Annotated in this window: 10 protein-coding genes; all 10 read right to left on the bottom strand. The window is 42.4% G+C overall.

The features are described from left to right. Nucleotides 1-5 precede the first annotated feature (5 nt). The 10 genes from LV92_RS22005 to LV92_RS12740 all read right to left on the bottom strand — a co-directional run bounded on the left by LV92_RS22005 (nucleotide 6) and on the right by LV92_RS12740 (nucleotide 18281). Nucleotides 6-2390 carry an alpha-L-fucosidase gene (locus LV92_RS22005; RefSeq protein ID WP_245946375.1) on the bottom strand — a complete coding sequence of 795 codons (2385 nt, stop codon included), beginning with the start codon at nucleotides 2388-2390 and terminating at the stop codon, nucleotides 6-8. Between the two features lie 7 nt (nucleotides 2391-2397). After that, complete coding sequence (locus LV92_RS12700) at nucleotides 2398-3957, bottom strand: sulfatase (RefSeq protein ID WP_111624005.1); 1560 nt, start codon at nucleotides 3955-3957, stop codon at nucleotides 2398-2400. A gap of 24 nt (nucleotides 3958-3981) precedes the next feature. Next, the gene (locus LV92_RS12705) at nucleotides 3982-5322 is read right to left on the bottom strand and encodes an alpha-L-fucosidase (protein WP_111624006.1); all 1341 of its coding nucleotides are present in this window, start codon (nucleotides 5320-5322) and stop codon (nucleotides 3982-3984) included. Nucleotides 5323-5345: 23 nt separating this feature from the next. Next, entirely contained in the window at nucleotides 5346-6740 is a 1395-nt protein-coding gene (locus tag LV92_RS12710; protein WP_111624007.1) for a sialate O-acetylesterase, read from the bottom strand. 7 nt (nucleotides 6741-6747) lie between these two features. Continuing rightward, nucleotides 6748-8826: a GDSL-type esterase/lipase family protein gene (locus tag LV92_RS12715; RefSeq protein ID WP_111624008.1), complete on the bottom strand. Its 2079-nt coding sequence runs from the start codon at nucleotides 8824-8826 to the stop codon at nucleotides 6748-6750. 92 nt (nucleotides 8827-8918) lie between these two features. After that, entirely contained in the window at nucleotides 8919-11072 is a 2154-nt protein-coding gene (locus LV92_RS12720; RefSeq protein WP_211322971.1) for a glycoside hydrolase family 31 protein, read from the bottom strand. A 34-nt stretch (nucleotides 11073-11106) separates the two neighbouring features. Then, complete coding sequence (locus LV92_RS12725) at nucleotides 11107-11967, bottom strand: fumarylacetoacetate hydrolase family protein (RefSeq protein WP_111624010.1); 861 nt, start codon at nucleotides 11965-11967, stop codon at nucleotides 11107-11109. Nucleotides 11968-12059: 92 nt separating this feature from the next. Further along, a complete protein-coding gene (locus LV92_RS12730) occupies nucleotides 12060-13643 on the bottom strand; it encodes a sulfatase family protein (protein ID WP_111624011.1) in 1584 nt (527 codons plus the stop codon). Nucleotides 13644-13655: 12 nt separating this feature from the next. Next, nucleotides 13656-16007, bottom strand: a complete 2352-nt coding sequence (locus tag LV92_RS12735; RefSeq protein WP_111624012.1) for a PDZ domain-containing protein — start codon at nucleotides 16005-16007, stop codon at nucleotides 13656-13658. A 30-nt stretch (nucleotides 16008-16037) separates the two neighbouring features. Continuing rightward, entirely contained in the window at nucleotides 16038-18281 is a 2244-nt protein-coding gene (locus LV92_RS12740) for an alpha-L-fucosidase (protein ID WP_111624013.1), read from the bottom strand. Between the last annotated feature and the right edge of the window lie 6 nt (nucleotides 18282-18287).

Here is an 18287-nt window from a genome sequence, read left to right on the forward strand (position 1 = left end):
ATTGTTTAAATTCCATTATCCTCAACAAAATAGGCGCTAAAATCCCTAATCTGCCATAAACCGTCCGAATCTATAATTTTTATTCGTAATCTACTTAATTTTACGGCATCAAATTTCTCAATTCTTTTATTCCCTATGCTCTCCCCATTGGCCAAAGTAATCCATTGACCACCTGAATACCCTTCAATTTCATATTTTCTTATACGTTCGCCCATGGCAATGTCCTCCCGAATTATTACATGGTTCACTGCAAGGGATTCCTTAAACTTCAATTCCAGCACCTTTCCTTTGCCCCTTGTGGATGCCAAAGGATTAGAAAATCTTCTTTTTATCTCATCTCCCCATTCCTTTAAGCGCTGCACATCCGGCTCTGGAAGTAGTCCGTCCGGGTCAGGGGTAAGGCCCATTATCAAAGTGGCGTTTCTTCCAACCGATTTATAGTACATATCCATTAAATTATCCAAGGGAAATATATGGTCCTCATCCCCAGGCTCCCAAAACCATTCGTGTCGGCCGTTATATCCCCTTAATGGGGCATCGGCCATGGCAGGCACCCAATACTTGCCCTTGGCATCCCCTTCTTTCAACAATTGAAAATTGTTTTCCGCTATATTCTTCTTGGCACTTTCTCCAGCTCCTGTAGCCCTGTATGGAAAGGTTGACCAATTGGGATAAGCAACTGTTCCCGATTCTGATCCTCCCCATCGGGCTTCTGCCAATTGCCCGTTATGATAGAACAAACAATTTGGTTGGTACTGCCTTACAATGGGCAAAACGTCCGGGGCACCATTTTTCGGATGGTCAGCACCACCATCGAACCAAATTTCGAACAATTCCCCATAGTTGGTACATATTTCCTTGACCATACCCTCTACCATCTTATTGTACCATTTTTGTCGATTTTTCTTAAAATCGCCCTCTCCATTTACTTTGAAGTCGTGTACCCCCAAAAATGAATTCCATCTAATCCCCAGATAAATGCCAGGTTTAATTCCATACTTTCTGCATGAGGCTACAAAATCTGCCACAACGTCCCCTTTTCCGTCCCTCCAATTTAGAGCCTTAACACTGTATGGGTTTACTTTGGATTGAAACAATGCAAAGCCAGTCTCATGGGTAGCCGTTAGAATGGCAAATTTGGCACCGGCATCCTTTGCAGCCTTTGCCCATTGATCGGTATCCAATTTTTCTGGATTAAAAATTTGATAGTCTTCTACCGGATCGATTCTATTGTTTCCCTGCCCATATTTTACCCCGTCAAACACATGCAGGTCATAATGAAACACCACACCGAGCTCTGCCTCCTGCCAGGCCAATTGCCGCTTGTTGGGGACCGGGAGTTCATTCTCAATAATGGGTATGAAAACGGTATAGGATTCCTCCCCTTTCTTTACCGCTACGGACAATACTTTAGGTTGGCCGTTCTCATGATAAACAAAGGGACGTTCCATTCTATCCGGACCGATGACCGTACCATCTTCCAATAAAATTTCTTTATTCTTAAGAACAAACTCATTGGCCTTTTCCCAGTCGGTTCCATTCACCGAAGTCACCAAGCCAATATAATTATGGGCATGGAAAACGCCATAGAACCTATTTCGATTTTCATCGTACCAAATAGACATATCTTCGGTGTCCATATAATCTATTACCGGTTTCTCCTGAATCTCAAAGGGGCCATCGGGATGTTCCGAAACCCCTACCGCCTGGTTCCTGATAAATCTTTTTTCGTTGGGCTTATCTCCTTTTATGATCAAATAATATTTGCCATCCTTGCCCTTGTCAATAGCGGGATTAACGGTAAGTGTGGCAATGGGTCCTGAGGGTTCCACCAAGGGTTTATCCATTCTCGTCCAGGGTCCGTTCAAGGAATTCGACACCGCCACCCCCGTACGCTGGTTCGGACGCAATATCTTCCAATTGGGATGGGCATAACCTGTTTTGGCGGTTTCTACCAATTCCCCATCGGTATAATCCTTGCCACCCATATTGGTCCCTATATAGTACAAATAATATTTACCTTCAAAATATTTGATTTTCGGGTTGTGCGCTGTTATGGCATCCCAGTTGCCCCGACCACTACCACTTAGTGCAGTTTCCTTATACTTCCATGGTCCGGCCGGACTTTTACTAGTGGCATGGGCAATTTCAGAGTGCGTAAGCCATCCATGAAACCCGTATTGTTTTTTCCAGCGGGAATAAAATAGATGGTATTTGCCATCCCTTTCCTTGATTATGGAACTTCCCCAATTATAATAACCTTCTGTTTTATAAATGTTGTCACTGGACACTCTTCCGAAGTTATCGAATAAGTATAAGTCGTCTTCCCCATTTTGGGCAAATGCCGAAACAAAACAAAAGCAACACAGTACAAACAATCTTAACTTCATATTCCTTTTAGCTTTTGTAAGTATTTAAAATCATATCCGGATAGGCAATCTGTTCCCCTGTATCTTTTCTGGAAGGTATCTGGGCCTCCACTTTCCTTAAGTAATCCGATAATATCTTGGCCAACTCCCTTGCTTTTTCTGGCTGCTCTTTTACCAAATTCCTGGTTTCCCCAATATCCTCCTTGATATTGAACAACTCCATACTACTGTCATTGTAGTAGTAAATAAATTTCCAGTCGCCCACCCTAGTGCTACTGGAAGCTCCGATTCCCGGTCCGGATGGCCCCCATTCATTGGGATAGTGCCAAAATAATGGTCTAGTAACACCACTAGTGTTCCCGGAAAGCGTTGGCAGAAAACTAACACCGTCTACCTTTTGTACCGTTTCATAGTTCTTAATGCCTGCCATTTCCAAAATGGTTGGGTAAAAATCTTCTATTATCACTTGCTGGTCTACCACCGAATTAGGTTTAATTTTCCCTGGCCACTTTACCAACATTGGCTCGCGGATACCCCCTTCATGAGCTGAACCTTTTCCACTGCTCAAAGGTTTGTTATGGGTGTGTTTTTCCCCTCCCCTGGCCACAGCACTCAGTCCGCCGTTATCCGACATGAACAGGATAATAGTATTGTCCGAAATCTTTTTATTATCCAGATAATCCATTATATCGCCCAAACTCTTGTCCATTCCCTCTACCAAAGCAGCGTATTTGGCCTCTGTGGAATCCAGACCTTTGTCATAATATTTCTGAACAAATCTGCGGTCGGCCATAATGGGCGTATGCACGGCATAATGGGCCATATACAAAAAGAAAGGTTTGTTTTTTTCCAAGGCAGCGTCCATGGCCAATTGCGCTTCTTGGGTAATGGCCTCCGTTAAAAATATATCCTTTCCATAATATTTCTCCAATCCGGGAACAGCCCAAACTTTCCTTCCTTCCTTTCCATTTCCAAAATTCTCGGTTCCCAAATAACTCCCGGGAGCCCCTGCTGCGTGACCGGCTATATTTATTTCAAAACCAAGCTTCAAAGGGTCTTCCCCTGGGGTACCGATAGCTCCCAAATGCGCCTTTCCGGAATGTATGGTAACATAGCCCGCCTCCTTCAAAACTTGTGGCAGGGGCGTGGCATATACCGCCTTGTCTACCCCGGCAACCGGACTCAAACCATTTACGTTCCACTCTGGAAATTTTAGGGTTTTGTGGTTGGTTTCCATAGGCTGTAATTTGTCCTTGTACAATGTCCAGTTGGTAACCCTGTGTCTGGCCGCATTCATCCCTGTCATTAGACTTACCCTGGTCGGTGAACATACCGCCGTGGAATAGGCCTGGGTAAATTTCATTCCTTCCTTTGCCAAACGCTCCATATTTGGGGTGTGGTAGCGATCATTATATAGGGTTCTTTCACTCCAAAAAGGGACTGAAGTATCCTGCCAGCCCATATCATCCACGAAAAAAAGTACAATATTGGGGGTCGCGGGTACATCAACGCCTTTAGGAATCACTTTCTCCTTACAGCCTAATGCCAGAAGGGCAATACTTAAACACCACAATACATATCCTTTCATCTGTGTACTTTTTCCAACAATGGCCTAATTACTTTCTATTATCGAGCCATCCTCGCGATATAGATCCACCTTACCATCTAGCATAACAGCCAGAACGGTCATGTTCTCGTCCAGAACATGTTCCGGCAACTTTATATAATTGATTCCTGGGTAATGGCTCCAATAAATCTTGCCAATAACCTGATGTGAGAGCTTGGTTCCCTCGCCCACTACATAAATGCGGTTGATCTTATTTTTAAGTCCACGTATAACTACCTCCCCATTCGAATTGCCTTTTACGAACAAATAAAGGATGTTCTGGTCTTCCGATAAGGTAGTAGGGCCATAAAAATGTTCTTTTGGAATCCCGGACCGGGTACCGTAAATAGCTTCCTTGTGCTTGTTTGTCCACCTGCCCATACCTTCCAAGATGGCTACCTGCTCTTCTGGAATACTGCCATCTCCTTTGGGACCTATGTCCAACAACATATTGCCCCCATTACCTATGACATCGGCAAAAATTCCAATAATTTGGTCCGTAGTTTTGTAGTTGTGATCATTTTTTTGAAAACCCCAAGAATCGTTCATGGTAAGACATAATTCCCAATATTTGTTCTTGGGCCTGGTAATCGGCATCCCCTGTTCCGGAGTGGCGTAATCCCCTTGTTCCCTCAGTCTGGAATTCAAAATGGTATTGGGATTTTTGTCAAAAAGCATTTGCCTTACCTTAGGCACTTGCCATTCCTCCGAATTGTGTTCCCAGTCCCCATCAAACCAATACAGATCGGGATTGTAATTATCCGAAAGTTCCTTTAACTGACCTTGATAGTAGTTTAGGAACTTGTTCCACCGCTTAGGTTCTTCTGAAATTTTATATCTAATGGAATCCCTTGTAAAGTGGGTATAATCATGGTAGGACCAATCGGGCAACGAATAATAAATACCCACTTTTAAATTATTTTTTCGGAGTTCGGAGACAAAAGGGGTTAACACATCCTTGTTGGCCGCAGAACTTTTAACAGTATTAAAATCACCAAATTTAGTATCCCAAAGGGCAAAGCCTTCGTGATGTTTGGAAGTAATTACCGAATATTTGGCGCCACTGCGCTTTATCAGATCGGCCCAAGCTGTTGGGTCGTACTTTTTGGCGGTGAACCCCTTGGTTTGATTTACATAATCTTCATGTGAAATATAGCCATTGTAAAACGACCAGGATTCATCTATTCCATTTACGGAATATAAGCCCCAGTGGATAAAAATTCCAAGCTTGGCGTCCTTGAACCATTGCATCTTTTGTTCGTTCTGCAAAACGGTATCCACAACCTGTTCCTGGGCAAAATTTGTCGTAATCGTCAATAAAAATAAAGAGGTAATAAGTTTCTTCATGTATAAAAAATATGTAATTTAAATTATTTCAATTCCCAATTGTCCGTCCTAAAAGCGGAGGCAGGCAAGCCCTCTGAATTGAATAGATTGGGCAATGCCCCATTGGTAAAAGCAAACCGAACCGCTGCCGGTTTTTTTACTTTTGAACAGGACACTTCTACCGTATTACCACTAATCTTGGCCTTGGCGGGATAAAATACCCCGTCCTCCGCGGCAATAAAAAATTCCCGTAGATCCTTGCCCTTTTGCATTAAACCCTTGTTGGCATGATCAAAACTGAGGATAATTTTTTTATTCTTAATTTCCTTTGACCTATATACAGGTCCTGAATATTCCAACCCATCCTTCCCATAGGTTTTACCCAAGGCCCAAAGTGCCAAACGATGTCCTACATCCTGTTTGTTAGTGGGATGTATGTTCTCCAGATTCCCGATATCATTGGTGACCACCATGCCCGTATTGTCCAAATTTTGCATGGTATACAATTGTGCGTCCCTTACATGTGCCGCATCAGTGTCCATGGGATCGTCATATTTATAAGGGGCTATCTGCACAAAATAAAATGGCAGATCCTTGCCCCATTCTTCCCTCCAGGACTCGATCATCAAGGGAAAAGATTTGTAATAGGAAACAGGATTTACCCTATTGGATTCCCCTTGGTACCAAATACAACCCGCTATATTAAATTTAGTAATAGGGTGTATCATGGCATTGTAGGCCAAGCCCGGATTGCTGGGCCACCAAGCAACCTCATTCAATTTTTTCGCCGCTTCCGCTAAATGAGTATCCTCGGTTATCAATTCCTTTTTTAACCAAACTTCCACTGGCGTACCTCCCCAACTGGAGTTGATAATACCCACAGGAACGTCCAAATTTTGATGTAGTTCCTTACCAAAAAAATAAGCCACAGAACTAAACTGGGCCATAGTTTCAGGAGTACAAACCTCCCATTTACCCTTTAGTTGGTCTTGGGGATGATCCGATATCTGCTGCGCCACCTGAAAGAAACGTATTTCAGGGAAATTGGCAGTTTTGATCTCTTCTTCCGCGTTGTCCAAACCATGTTTTGGAGTCCATTGCATATTGCTTTGTCCAGAACCCAACCAAACTTCCCCTATCAGTACATTTATCAACTCCAATTTCTCATGGCCTTCCACGATTACACTGTAAGTGCCCCCAGCTTTGGGAGTAGGCAATTGCAGGGACCAAACTCCCTGAAAGGCCTTGGTCGTTACTTTTTCATTGTTCCAAGTCCCATATACGCTAATATCCTCGCTAGTACTTGTTGTCCATCCCCAAATGGTGACATTCGAATCTTGTTGCAGTACCATATTATCCGAAAGAATGGAAGGAAGCCAAATTTCTCCATAAGTATTGGCTACGGATAGCAGTAGCAGTAATCCTAAGAATTTTTTCATATTATTTCTATTTAGTGGCTATAAAATAATTATCTCTAATAAATTTTCCCCAAACCTTATATCCTTCGGGTAATAAATGTATGCCATCCTGTGAAAACAAATGGGATTTCAAAAATCCCTTTTCATTAGAAAATTCATTAATCAGATTGTAATAGAATACATTTTTTTCATTTCCAAGATGCTTGATCAAGTCATGGATTTTATTGTATTTCTTCCTTCTATCCGAACTTGGATCCAAACCCGTTGGCAGGGGACCGAATAACATTATTTTTGTTCGGGCCGAAAATTTTTTCTTAGTCACCTCCAGTACCTTCCTTATGCCGTTGGCTATTTCGTCTGCACTGTTATCCCCAAAATTGTTGACACCAATAGCCAGCACCACCATATTTGGCCGAGCGGCTTCATAGTTTCCATTATTTAAACGATACAAAATGTGTTGGGTACGGTCACCTGAAATTCCGGCACCGACCCAATTTAAATCTTTAAAATATAGTTCTGCAGCTTCTTTACCTGGGGCATAAGTGACATTAGGTCTATTTCCACCCCAACCTTGGGTAATGGAATTCCCAATAAGTAGTAGATCAATTTCTTTTGATGCTAGGCACAGGGAATCAATATCATTGGCCTGGGCCCACCAACCCTTTCCTTCCTTCCAACCCGCAGCCGATCTAAATTCGGCACTCGGGGCTGGAATTTGAGCAAAGTTCACCTTTTGATGGGTTGCGCTTAGAATAAAGTCGACAATCGGAGTTGGATTTTCCAAACTATGGGGATGATGTCCCACACCCTCCTTATAAATAACGCTAATTGTACCCCCATTAGCCTTAATTGCTTCTTCGAAAGGTTTTGTGTTCTCCTCAATGGGCACTACCTCATCGGCAGCACCACAAACATGCATCATGGGGAAGCCTCCCTGCGCAATCGATTTAATTTTATGGATAGGATTCCCTTTAAAATCGGCAATATCCTTTTCACTTTTTAAGCCGTATATTGTTTTGAATACCTCCCAATCCGCTGCGCTTCCCTTCCCCTTCCATAAACCGCCAGGCCAACTTTTTCCATCCAGAACAGGAGCATCGGCATACACACAGGCCACTTTTTCCGAATTTTTCTCGGCCCAATTATAAATAATCAGTCCTCCTCGACTCATTCCTTCCAACACCACTTTTTTGGAGAGCCCGGCCTGGGTCATAAACCCATAAAAACGGTCCCATCGCTTCAACGCCTCAGGACCACCAAACAAATTGGCCACATCGCAATAAGCAATATGAAAGCCCCTTTCCAATAAGGCAATATCCGTTTGTGGTTCATGACCCCAAAAGCGTGCTCTCAATACCCATGGAGCTCCTGGAGCCACTTTTTTGGGCTTCACCACTTTGCATGTAATACCTTTATATTCAAAATCTGTGAGATCATAACCATAGAAATTTCCAGTTTCCAAAACTTTAACTTCCTTGGATTTTAGAATATCTATTTTTCCAATTTCATTTTGGATTACAGCTTCATATATTCTTTTGGCTATAACCGTCGCCCCAAGGGAGGAAGGGTGTATCTTATCGGGCAATAGTCCAGGTTGATCTATAAACAACTGGTAAAGATCCAACACCTCCGAATTTGTTTTATACGCGACAGTGCGGGTTATAGGGGTAATTTTATTTTTGATAACCTCATTCCAAATCCGCGTAGTATCGCTAGTAAATGCAGGAACTGGTAGCAAAAGAATTATTCTGGCATTCCTATTATCCTTTTTAAAGCTATTGATCAAGTCTATATAATCTCCCTCGAAATTGTCCAAATGAATCCGATTTGAAAGCTTACTATCATTGGTGCCCAATTTTATAAAAACAACATCGGGCTTAAACTCCAGCGCATTGGAATAGGCCTCCGTTTCTATATAAGGTCTGTCCCCATTTTTTAAAAGGGTACTTCCGCTGACCCCAAAATTCCGTACCTGATATGTGTTCCCAAGCATGGACTGTAATTGTTCTGGGTAAGCATTTTTTTCCCTATTGGCCACTCCCGAACCATAGGTAATACTGTTTCCTACGCAGGCAATTTTAATGGGGTCCTGAAAAGTGGTCCCCATGGATTCAGCTATTGAAAATAACCCTAAAATTAAAAGTATTAATTGCTTCCCAATCATATAATGCCGTTACCCACCGTATTTTTGGATGGATTTTATTTGGTTTTAAATTCCCAAGTCACCTTTTTGTTGTAGCCATATGGCTTCCCTTTTTCCGGGCTACCTATTGTGCCAACAAGTTTTCCTTTCCGGTCTTTTTTTACTCCTATTTTGACATTGGAAAATTGTCCCTTCTCAAAATCAAAACTCAACCCATCATCATCGTAAAGTGTATATTCCCCTTCCTTTGTCCCGTAGTGACGAATAATCAGGTCTACCTTTTCACCCATTTTTGGAGCCTGTCTCTGGATTGGGCGCATAGGAACAATACCCCCATCCCTAACAAATAGCGGTATTTTTTCTAATCCGGGAGTTACGGTAATTAGCTCGTTTTCCCCAACGAATTCCCCATTGTAGAAATCGAACCATTTTCCTTTTGGAAGGATTACCTTTCTCTCATCTTCACCTTCGAACATGGGAGCCACCAAAATATTGTCGCCCATCATATACTGATCCTTTATTTCACTTTTAATGGCTACTTTATAGGGATTGTCCGTGGAGTCCAGCTCCCCTTCCGCAACCTTTGGGTCATAAGAAAAGCCATCTACCAAGTTCATTGCCCTAAAGGGAGGCAAGCCCTCAAAATGATATTGGGAAAAAGTGGAATAAATATAAGGCAATAACTGCATCCTTAAATTGGCCACATCCCTGACAGCCTCTTCCACCTCGGGAAAGGACCAAGGTTTGGTACCGTCCGCCCAAGCATTGAGCATGGCCATGGGAGAAAAGCAAACAGATTGCATTCTTCTTAACCACTCCTCGGCAGTTTTTGAAGCACGGACCTCAGGTGTCCAGAGCACGCCAATAAAGCTACTATTGACCAGGGCCGTTATAAAATCCTTGTGACTGTAGTAATCATTGTAAATCACATAGGGCAGGGCACTGGCTCCAGCATTGGATGCCCTTACCAAACCATAGGTTCTCTGATTTTTTTCTTTGAACCATTTTGAGGTCATATCCTGAATTAGAAGGCCATAAACCTGCCGCATTTGCTCCCCACTATAGCCAGAGGGAAATGTGGCTACATCCGGCCATACCCAGAAGTCAAAGCCATCAACCTCATCTATCTTGTACCCACTGACTCCTATATTCAAATGATTTTGAACAAAGTGTTCCTTAAAAATATCCCGGGTTTCGGGAAGCATCAAATCGGGCACAATTCCGTTCCACACCGTATGGGAAGCGGAAAGACCTTTTAATTTAGGATATAAGGAACCTACTGGGGACACATAGGGATTCAACCATAAATTGGTTCTTATCCCATCTGCCAATAATTCGTTATTGAACTTTTTTGGATCTGGGAATCTTGTCTTGTCCCATTCAAAAGTACAGGGATAAGCCATACTATGCCAGCCTGGTTCCACTCCAATAAAATCTAAAGGAAAATCGTGATCTTCAAACTCCTGGGCTTCCTTGGCAATATCATCCTGACTGTAAAGCGTAGGTACTCTCTGGGTAAATCCAAGACCCCATTTCGGAGGAATATAACCACCACCGTTATATAAATTATAGCGTTGTACGGCCTCCATTGGTTTAGACCCTCCATATACATAAACATCGGTTCCCTTGGCAGGTACCAAAATTTCTACGGCATCGGAATAGGGTTGCGCCTGCCATTGGGGATCAGTGTTCCTGTCCCTCAAAACCGGTTTGTCGTCGGCATCTACCCTGATACCCGTCCCGGCATAAACGGTAATATATCTGGCGGCGTCTATCAACACTCCATAGCCTTTGGAAGACACATAAAAAGGAACTGGGGCGTGCGTACGACCATCATCGCGACCCCCGTAATGATCCACATGCAATTGCATTATACGGCCTCTCTGATGTACTGTTTTAAAATTTAGACCCAAGCCATAAATTTGTTCTTCCCTGCTTAACGGAAATTGCAAATAGGTCTTCCCATCCATTATTTTTGTCTTGATCCTATCCTTTGGAAAAGGAAAATCGGCGGCGGGAAGCCTGTTTAGAGCCGTCACCTTGGGCTGTATATCCGCAGCGCTTAGCAAGCTTATATCCTCTGGCTCCCCAACACTGGCTTTCCAAATTCCATTTTCAATCTCGGTCCACTTCAATTCTTGCCCATTAGCACTAGGACAATACATCGAAAACAGGGCGCATAAAACGATGAAACGGAATTTGGAAATCATGCCGGTTGGATTGGTTGGTTGGTTTAACTGCTTCTTATTTCCCGCTATAGGCCTTTGCCGTTTGCTTGGAACTACCAAGTCCCTCAATTCCCAATTCTACTACATCCCCAGCTTTTAAATATTTAGGAGGATTAAATCCTAATCCCACTCCAAAAGGAGTTCCTGTTGAAATAATATCACCTGGCAATAAGCTCATAAACTGACTGATATAGCTCACTACCTTTTGTACATTGAAGATAAAATCGGAAGTTGAGCTATCCTGTACTGTTTCCCCGTTTAATTTTAACCACAAGTGCAAATTGTTAGGGTCTTTTATTTCATCTTTGGTGGCAATAAAAGGTCCTACAGGAGCAAAGGTGTCACAACTTTTTCCTTTTACCCATTGTCCTTCCCTTTCTATTTGAAATGCCCTTTCACTGTAGTCGTTGTGCAAGACGTAACCAGCAACATGATCCAAAGCGTCAGCCTCTGATACATAAGATGCCTTTTTCCCAATAACCACGGCCAACTCCACTTCCCAATCGGTTTTTTCGCTTCCTTTTGGAATAACCACATCATCATTGGGACCAACGATTGCAGAGGTAGCCTTAAAGAACAATACAGGCTCCTTAGGTACTGCCATTCCACTTTCTGCCGCGTGCTTAGCATAGTTAAGACCAACACAAACAATTTTTGATGGTCTCACCAATGGTGCGCCCAAACGTACGCTATTGTCCACTTTAGGACAACTGCTTTCATTTTTTGCCAACCAAGTTTTTAGCTGGGCCAGGCCATCCGTTCCAAAGAAATCTTCGTTGTAATCCCTTCCAAAGGCCGATACGTCCAATCGGGTACCATTTTCCAATTGCACTCCCGGTTTTTCCTTTCCTACTGCTCCAAATCTTATTAGTTTCATTTGTTTCTATTTATTGAATTACTATTTATATAATTATTGTTTCAGGTTTCTAAAAATAAATGCTCAAATTAAACAATTTTCAAATATTCAAATCAATTGTAAAATACCTTCAATTGTTTCCAATCCTTACTGCCATAACCTTCAGGCTCGTTCTTTTGCTTTTCGCCGACCCTACTTCTGCCATTTTCAATATAGGTGACCATTAGTCTGGTCAGGGCGCTTTCCACTTCATGGAACTGACCATAAACATTATTCTTCTCCTGGGGATCCTTACTTAGGTCGTACAGCTGAAATTTCGGAAGATCCCCAATCCCTTCCGAATTCGGTTTGGGATCGCTCCATCCACCCGACCCTGGGCAAAAAATCATTTTCCAATTATCCTTTCTTATGGCAAAACTCCCATTGATGGAATGATGCACAGTAGCTTCCCGGAGATAATCTTTAGAAGTTGGATTGGTCAACAGCGGTAAAAAAGAAAAGCTATCCTCCCCTTCATCATCAGCCAATTCAGTCCCCACTATATCTGCGCAGGTAGCCAACAAATCTGTTGTGCATATGGTCTTATCAGATTTGGAATCCGGCTTAATTTTGTTGGGCCATTTCACGATAAAAGGCACTCGATGTCCTCCTTCAAAAATATCTGCCTTATGGCCTCTTAAAATCCCGTTGGGACTATGCCCTTTGGCCAACATTTCATCAATCTTGGCTGCAGGGGAACAACCATTATCGCTCGTAAAGATCACCATGGTATTATCTTCTATTCCTGCCTGCCTTATTACCTCGGTCAATTGTCCCATATACGCATCTATCATCATCATAAAATCCCCGTAAGGATTTAGATCACTTTTTCCCTTCCATTCCTCGGTTGGCAATATAGGCGTATGGGGTGAGGGCAAGGCCAGATACAAAAAGAATGGAGATTTACCTTTTGCCTTTTCTTTGATGTAACCGAAGGATTTTCTAAAAAAGTTCGGGGTAACATCATCAAAATCAAAATCCCGGGCGGTAGGCCCCTTGCGCCACCAACCATATTTGGTCTTGCTTTCGGTAACGGTATCCGGCACCATGGTCGGCATACCGTTTTCCACGTACACATATGGCGCCATATCCAATGAACCACAATGCCCATAGGAGTATTTAAACCCAAGGGTGTTGGGTGAATTCTTAACTTTTTTGGAGAAATCTATATTATCAAAATCCTCTGGATTCCAACCTTCACCAGATTCTAAAGCGGGATTCTTAAGTGCCCAGTCCCACCCCAAATGCCATTTTCCAATGAATGCGGTTTCGTAGCCCTCTTTTTTAAGCAAGGAGGCCACTGTAGTTCTGTTTTTAGGAATCAATGCCTTGGAATTTCCGGTAAGCACCGAACTTTTTAATGGACTTCTCCAATTATACCTTCCGGTAATAATTCCATATCGGGTGGGGGTACAAACGGCAGAAGAGGTATGGGCATCCGTAAAAATCATTCCTGCGGATCCCATAGCATCCAGATTGGGAGTTTTTATTTTACCTTCTGGATTATAAATGGCTATATCACCATAACCTAGATCATCAGCCAAAACATAAATAATATTTGGACGCTTTTCCTCAATAGTGTTTGTTTTAACATTAATGCCATAAATGGTTCCACCTATCAATACCGCAACAATAAAATACTTATACCAACCCTTCATAATTCTATTTCATTATTTTTTAGTTGTCAATGATATCTGCTTTTCTTTTTGATTCCTAAATATAGTTAGATTCAATTTCCCTTTCCAATTATTATTTTGGTAAGTTTTCATTAAATCTGCTACCGTATTTATTTCATCACCTTCAGCGGATATTATAACATCCCCTACCTCAAGCGGGGAATTTCCTATAACAGTCTGTGGCTCTATGGCCAATATTAGAGCACCTGCTGTCTTGTTTAGACCAGAAGCCGACCTCTCGGCCATAGTGGCAATACTTTTTATTTGCGCACCCAGCCATTCTACCACTGCATCCTTTTCACTGCTATCACCAAAAAACATAGTGGGAATGGTAGGGGTTTTGGCCATGGACTTTAGCCTAGTATTGGTAACCCCAAAACTATCCATAGCAATGTTTTTAAACCCTATTTTAAAGGCGGGCGATTCCTCTTTTACCGTATAGTTCCCAAATTTGGCATCAACAAATAATACATCACCAAAAATGCTATTATTATCCACCCCCTTTTTTTGGGTTGCCATCAGCGTCGCCTCATCCGGAAATAAATTATAATCTACTTCCTTGCCCCAATCCTCTAATCTTATATCCTTGTGCTCGGTGAAAACGATATTGTGCTTAAAAACGTCCCCACTGTTCTTAAACCATACATGTGGATGAAAACCGTTATTTATCATAATGTTGTTTTCCACGGTGCGATAAAATCCTTCACGCAATTTAATACCACCATTTAAACACAGATTGTTATAAATATGGTAATTGGAGGATCCGTCGTCCAGATCTATATCCCAGCCATGATCACAACGAAACCTATTATTTCTGATTACCGTAGTGTGGATGGCATCCAATTTGGGCATTTCCGGGTTGGCGGCCACTATTTCATTTAAAGTCTCACGATTAGGGTGCCAAAATCTGTCCCTTCCCCAAGAATTAAAGGCCCCATGATCTCCAGATTCCAGTACGGTATTAAAAACATCATTGTATTCAATTATATGTCCGCCCCAAGTGCCATCCCCAATATTGATCCCGGCCCTGGGAACATCATATATACTGTTGTGACTTACCGTAATATCCATGGCCATGGCAATCTGTACCCCAGCTGTTTGCTTTTCCACCCTACCTATGCGATAAATTAGATTATTCTCCGCTACAGAATTACTGGGATATTTGTTTGATTTAGGTCCGGGAACAGTATCCATTTTCGCCAAAGGAACAAATTCCTCATACTGAAACGAAGGTGACCGCACCGCTTCGGGACTACCCACAAAACTGATGCCCGATGCCCCGCAATCGTGTATATGATTATCAGCAATGTTTAGCTCCCTATTGAAGTTACTTGCCAATATAGCATTACCTCCTAAATTGGTAAGTTCACAATTTCTAATTTGCACATTTTGTGTCCCTTCAAGAAAAAGGGCCGCCCCTCTATAAATGGTCCAATCGCTTCTTAGCAATGGCTCATACTTTTCCATAAAAGTGCGCTTGGCATGTTCAAATCGTATTCCGCTTATTTCTATATCCCTAACAGGATTCTCCTCGGAGCCCACTATTTCCACCAAGTGTTTTTGTTGGACCCCTTCTACCAAGACATTGCCAATATCCGTCCCCTCGGTCGGCCAATAGAATAATTTATGGTCCCCATCCAAGAACCACTCTCCCGGGGCATCCAATTCTTCAAATACATTTTCTACCATACGGTACTTGGCATGCATTTTTGAGGGACGATTATTCTGATAGCCTCCTGCCAATATAAGCTCGCCATTTTCATCTACTCCTGTGGAAATATAGTGAAATCCACCCCACTCCCCGCTATGCATAGCATGCGCAATGGCTCCTTTGGGGTTGGTCCATGTTTTAACCCTTTCCGGCGCAATGGCATCCTCGGCATGACCCTGCCAGTGGCCTCCATTTTCATCATAATTGGGGTAACGTGCCAATATTTGTTTATGTCCGTTAACAAAGAGCTGATCAAAACTGTCCTCTTTCTGTAATTGCGCCACCCAAATATGGTCATTGTACTTTTCCCATTTAGGGTTGAGCAATTTGGATCCCTTAACTACGGACTTGCCATCACCTTCCCCAATAAGATTTAAAGATCCAAGTTCCGGTGTTATCCTTATGGGATCGCTAATCCTATATTCCCCTTCCATAAGATGAAGGGTCAGGGTATTTTTGTTGCCCTCCTTTCTCAGTTGGGCCACAGCGCTTATTGCTTCATTAATTGAACCAAAAACCAACTCCCCATTGTTATAGGCTTCTTTATTGGCTGTTATATAAATATCCGTGACTGTTGGTGAGCAACCAATCACGGATAGGGCAAATACAAAATAATACAGTGCTTTCAGTTTCATTAAATTTTAATAAGAATCGTATCTAGTCTGTTAATCCAATAAAAAATCCAATTCGGCAATGGCCGAAGTTTTGCCATTTCCGGCAATCACTTTAGATTCAATTCCGATATATCTGGCCTTGATCTTGGACTTGAACATATGGGTTCTGGTGGTTGGGTCGTTTATTAAGTTTCCAAACTGAAAATCTTCAACATTTTCCCAGGATTTTCCATCTGTACTTATTCTAACCACACCCCTTTCAATCATCCCTTCGGAAGAAGAAGTTTGTGGGGTGTAAGTAAATCCAGTTATGGCATATTCCTTTCCGAGGTCAATATTGATATAATTTTTTCTAGATTTATCAGCAGAGCTCCAGTAGGTTTCGGGATTACCATCAAAGGCGTTTATAGCAGCATGATCCCCCTCAAAACTATCCTCCCCTACAGGCTTCCAATCCTTTTTTACAATTCCGAAAAGCTCCGAAGTAACACTTCCCAATTTTCCATTTACCTCTGCTACCGCCTTAACCTCACCCGAAGGAATTATAAAAGATAAATTATAAATTTCTGAAGCTGTAGTAGGTTCGCTACCATCAGTAGAAAAACGAATGTTGTACCCCGAATTAATATTTCCTGCAATATCTTCCCCGTGCGGTTTCCAACCAAAGCTATCCTTTTTGGGAGATATGGTTACCGCCCCCTCTACCGATCTTTCAATACTGAGCTGCGGTGGCCTTGCCTTATAATAATGGGCGGATACGCTTGCAATAGCGGGGTGAAATCGGGATTCCAAGATTCTAATGCGCAATTTTTGGGTAGTAACTTCGGGGAAACGCAAAATTCGTTTATAACCAATATTGGTAGCTGCAGCTATTTCTTTCCAAGTATTGTCCACCCAAGCGTCCAAGGCATGCTTTTCCACACGTTCACTATGAGTGTTTATAGCTTCCTGAATTGCCAACCTGTTTAAAGTGATCGGAGCATTGGTTTCAATAACCACCTCTTGGGCACCAGGACCCAAAAGTTCAAAACTTGCTAGGTCATTGCCCAAGATTCCCTTAGGACCCTTGGCACCAATCAACAAATTGGAACCATAGGTTTCGCTGATCCTTTGACCAACTTCTTCCAATACTGTTACATCGGTAGGTGAAAACTCACCATCCCTATTAGGTGGAATGTTGAGTAGGAAAGTAGAATTCCCCCCTACTGATCTTTCATAAATATCAAAAACATCGTCCGTACTACGTACTTTCTGGTCTTCATCATCCCTATAAAACCAGCCTTCTCGGATAGAAGTATTGGTTTCCGCCTGTTGGTAATGAAGAAATTTGCCCTTATAAAGGTCCTCCCTATTCCCTAAGGATTCATCGGTCAAATCTGCAAAGCTGTTCATTTGATCGGGGTCATCCTGATAGGGAATTACATTCCATTCCGTATCCCTGGTCTTGCCGGCTTCGTTACCGCACCAACGAATATCCTCTTTCCCAAAAATAACCGCCTTGGGGGCTAAAGCCCTTATCAATTCCTTCCAGGCCAAATAATTGTAGGTCTGACCACCTTTCCTTTTAGGATGGGCACCATCGAACCAAACTTCATGGATAGGTCCATACTCGGTAAGCAGCTCAAAGAGCTGGTTTAAAAAATATTCATTGTAATCGTCCACTCTAAAAGTGAAAGTTGTTTTGTTTTCAAAAGGCCTGCCTTCCACTTGCCTTGGAATGGTTCTTTCCGTATAGTCGCTTAAATTTCCATAAAGGCCATCCTTGTTTTCAATTTGGAACAGATCTGCCGGGGATAGGTACACCCCTAATTTTAGCCCATATTTTTTACAGGATTCGGACAATTCCATGAGGACATCCCCTTTTCCATCTTTAAATGGTGAAGACATTATCCCGTGTTCTGTATAGCGGCTCTGCCACAATACAAAACCATCGTGATGCTTGGCGGTAAAAATCACCATTTTCATACCGGCATCCTTCATAGCCTTGCACCATTGATCCGTATCCAAATTCTGCAGGTCGAATATTTTAGGATCTTCCATCCCATTTCCCCATTCCATTCTGGTAAATGTATTGGGACCAAAATGAATGAAAGCTATAAACTCGTTTTGTAGTGCCTCGTACTGATTAGCTGTAGGCACCACATGGGCCGCCTTGAGCAAAATGGAATCGTTACTGTCCGTATTTGTGACTTCAATAGTATTGGACACCGGCAACACCAAAGCATTTGGCTCCGATTTTTGGGAACAGGCCGCCAAAAGAGATACCATGGCTACGTATTGAACTAATTTAATCATTGAGTA

The sequence above is a fragment of the Arenibacter echinorum genome, from assembly GCF_003259375.1.
In the GTDB taxonomy this organism is placed as follows: Bacteria; Bacteroidota; Bacteroidia; order Flavobacteriales; family Flavobacteriaceae; genus Arenibacter; species Arenibacter echinorum.

What these genes read in the sequence shown, in the direction of transcription:
- LV92_RS22005 (WP_245946375.1), bottom strand. Translation starts at nt 2,390, where the DNA reads ATGAAGTTAAGATTGTTTGTACTGTGTTGCTTTTGTTTTGTTTCGGCA.
- LV92_RS12700 (WP_111624005.1), bottom strand. Translation starts at nt 3,957, where the DNA reads ATGAAAGGATATGTATTGTGGTGTTTAAGTATTGCCCTTCTGGCATTA.
- LV92_RS12705 (WP_111624006.1), bottom strand. Translation starts at nt 5,322, where the DNA reads ATGAAGAAACTTATTACCTCTTTATTTTTATTGACGATTACGACAAAT.
- LV92_RS12710 (WP_111624007.1), bottom strand. Translation starts at nt 6,740, where the DNA reads ATGAAAAAATTCTTAGGATTACTGCTACTGCTATCCGTAGCCAATACT.
- LV92_RS12715 (WP_111624008.1), bottom strand. Translation starts at nt 8,826, where the DNA reads ATGGGGACCACTTTTCAGGACCCCATTAAAATTGCCTGCGTAGGAAAC.
- LV92_RS12720 (WP_211322971.1), bottom strand. Translation starts at nt 11,072, where the DNA reads ATGATTTCCAAATTCCGTTTCATCGTTTTATGCGCCCTGTTTTCGATG.
- LV92_RS12725 (WP_111624010.1), bottom strand. Translation starts at nt 11,967, where the DNA reads ATGAAACTAATAAGATTTGGAGCAGTAGGAAAGGAAAAACCGGGAGTG.
- LV92_RS12730 (WP_111624011.1), bottom strand. Translation starts at nt 13,643, where the DNA reads ATGAAGGGTTGGTATAAGTATTTTATTGTTGCGGTATTGATAGGTGGA.
- LV92_RS12735 (WP_111624012.1), bottom strand. Translation starts at nt 16,007, where the DNA reads ATGAAACTGAAAGCACTGTATTATTTTGTATTTGCCCTATCCGTGATT.
- LV92_RS12740 (WP_111624013.1), bottom strand. Translation starts at nt 18,281, where the DNA reads ATGATTAAATTAGTTCAATACGTAGCCATGGTATCTCTTTTGGCGGCC.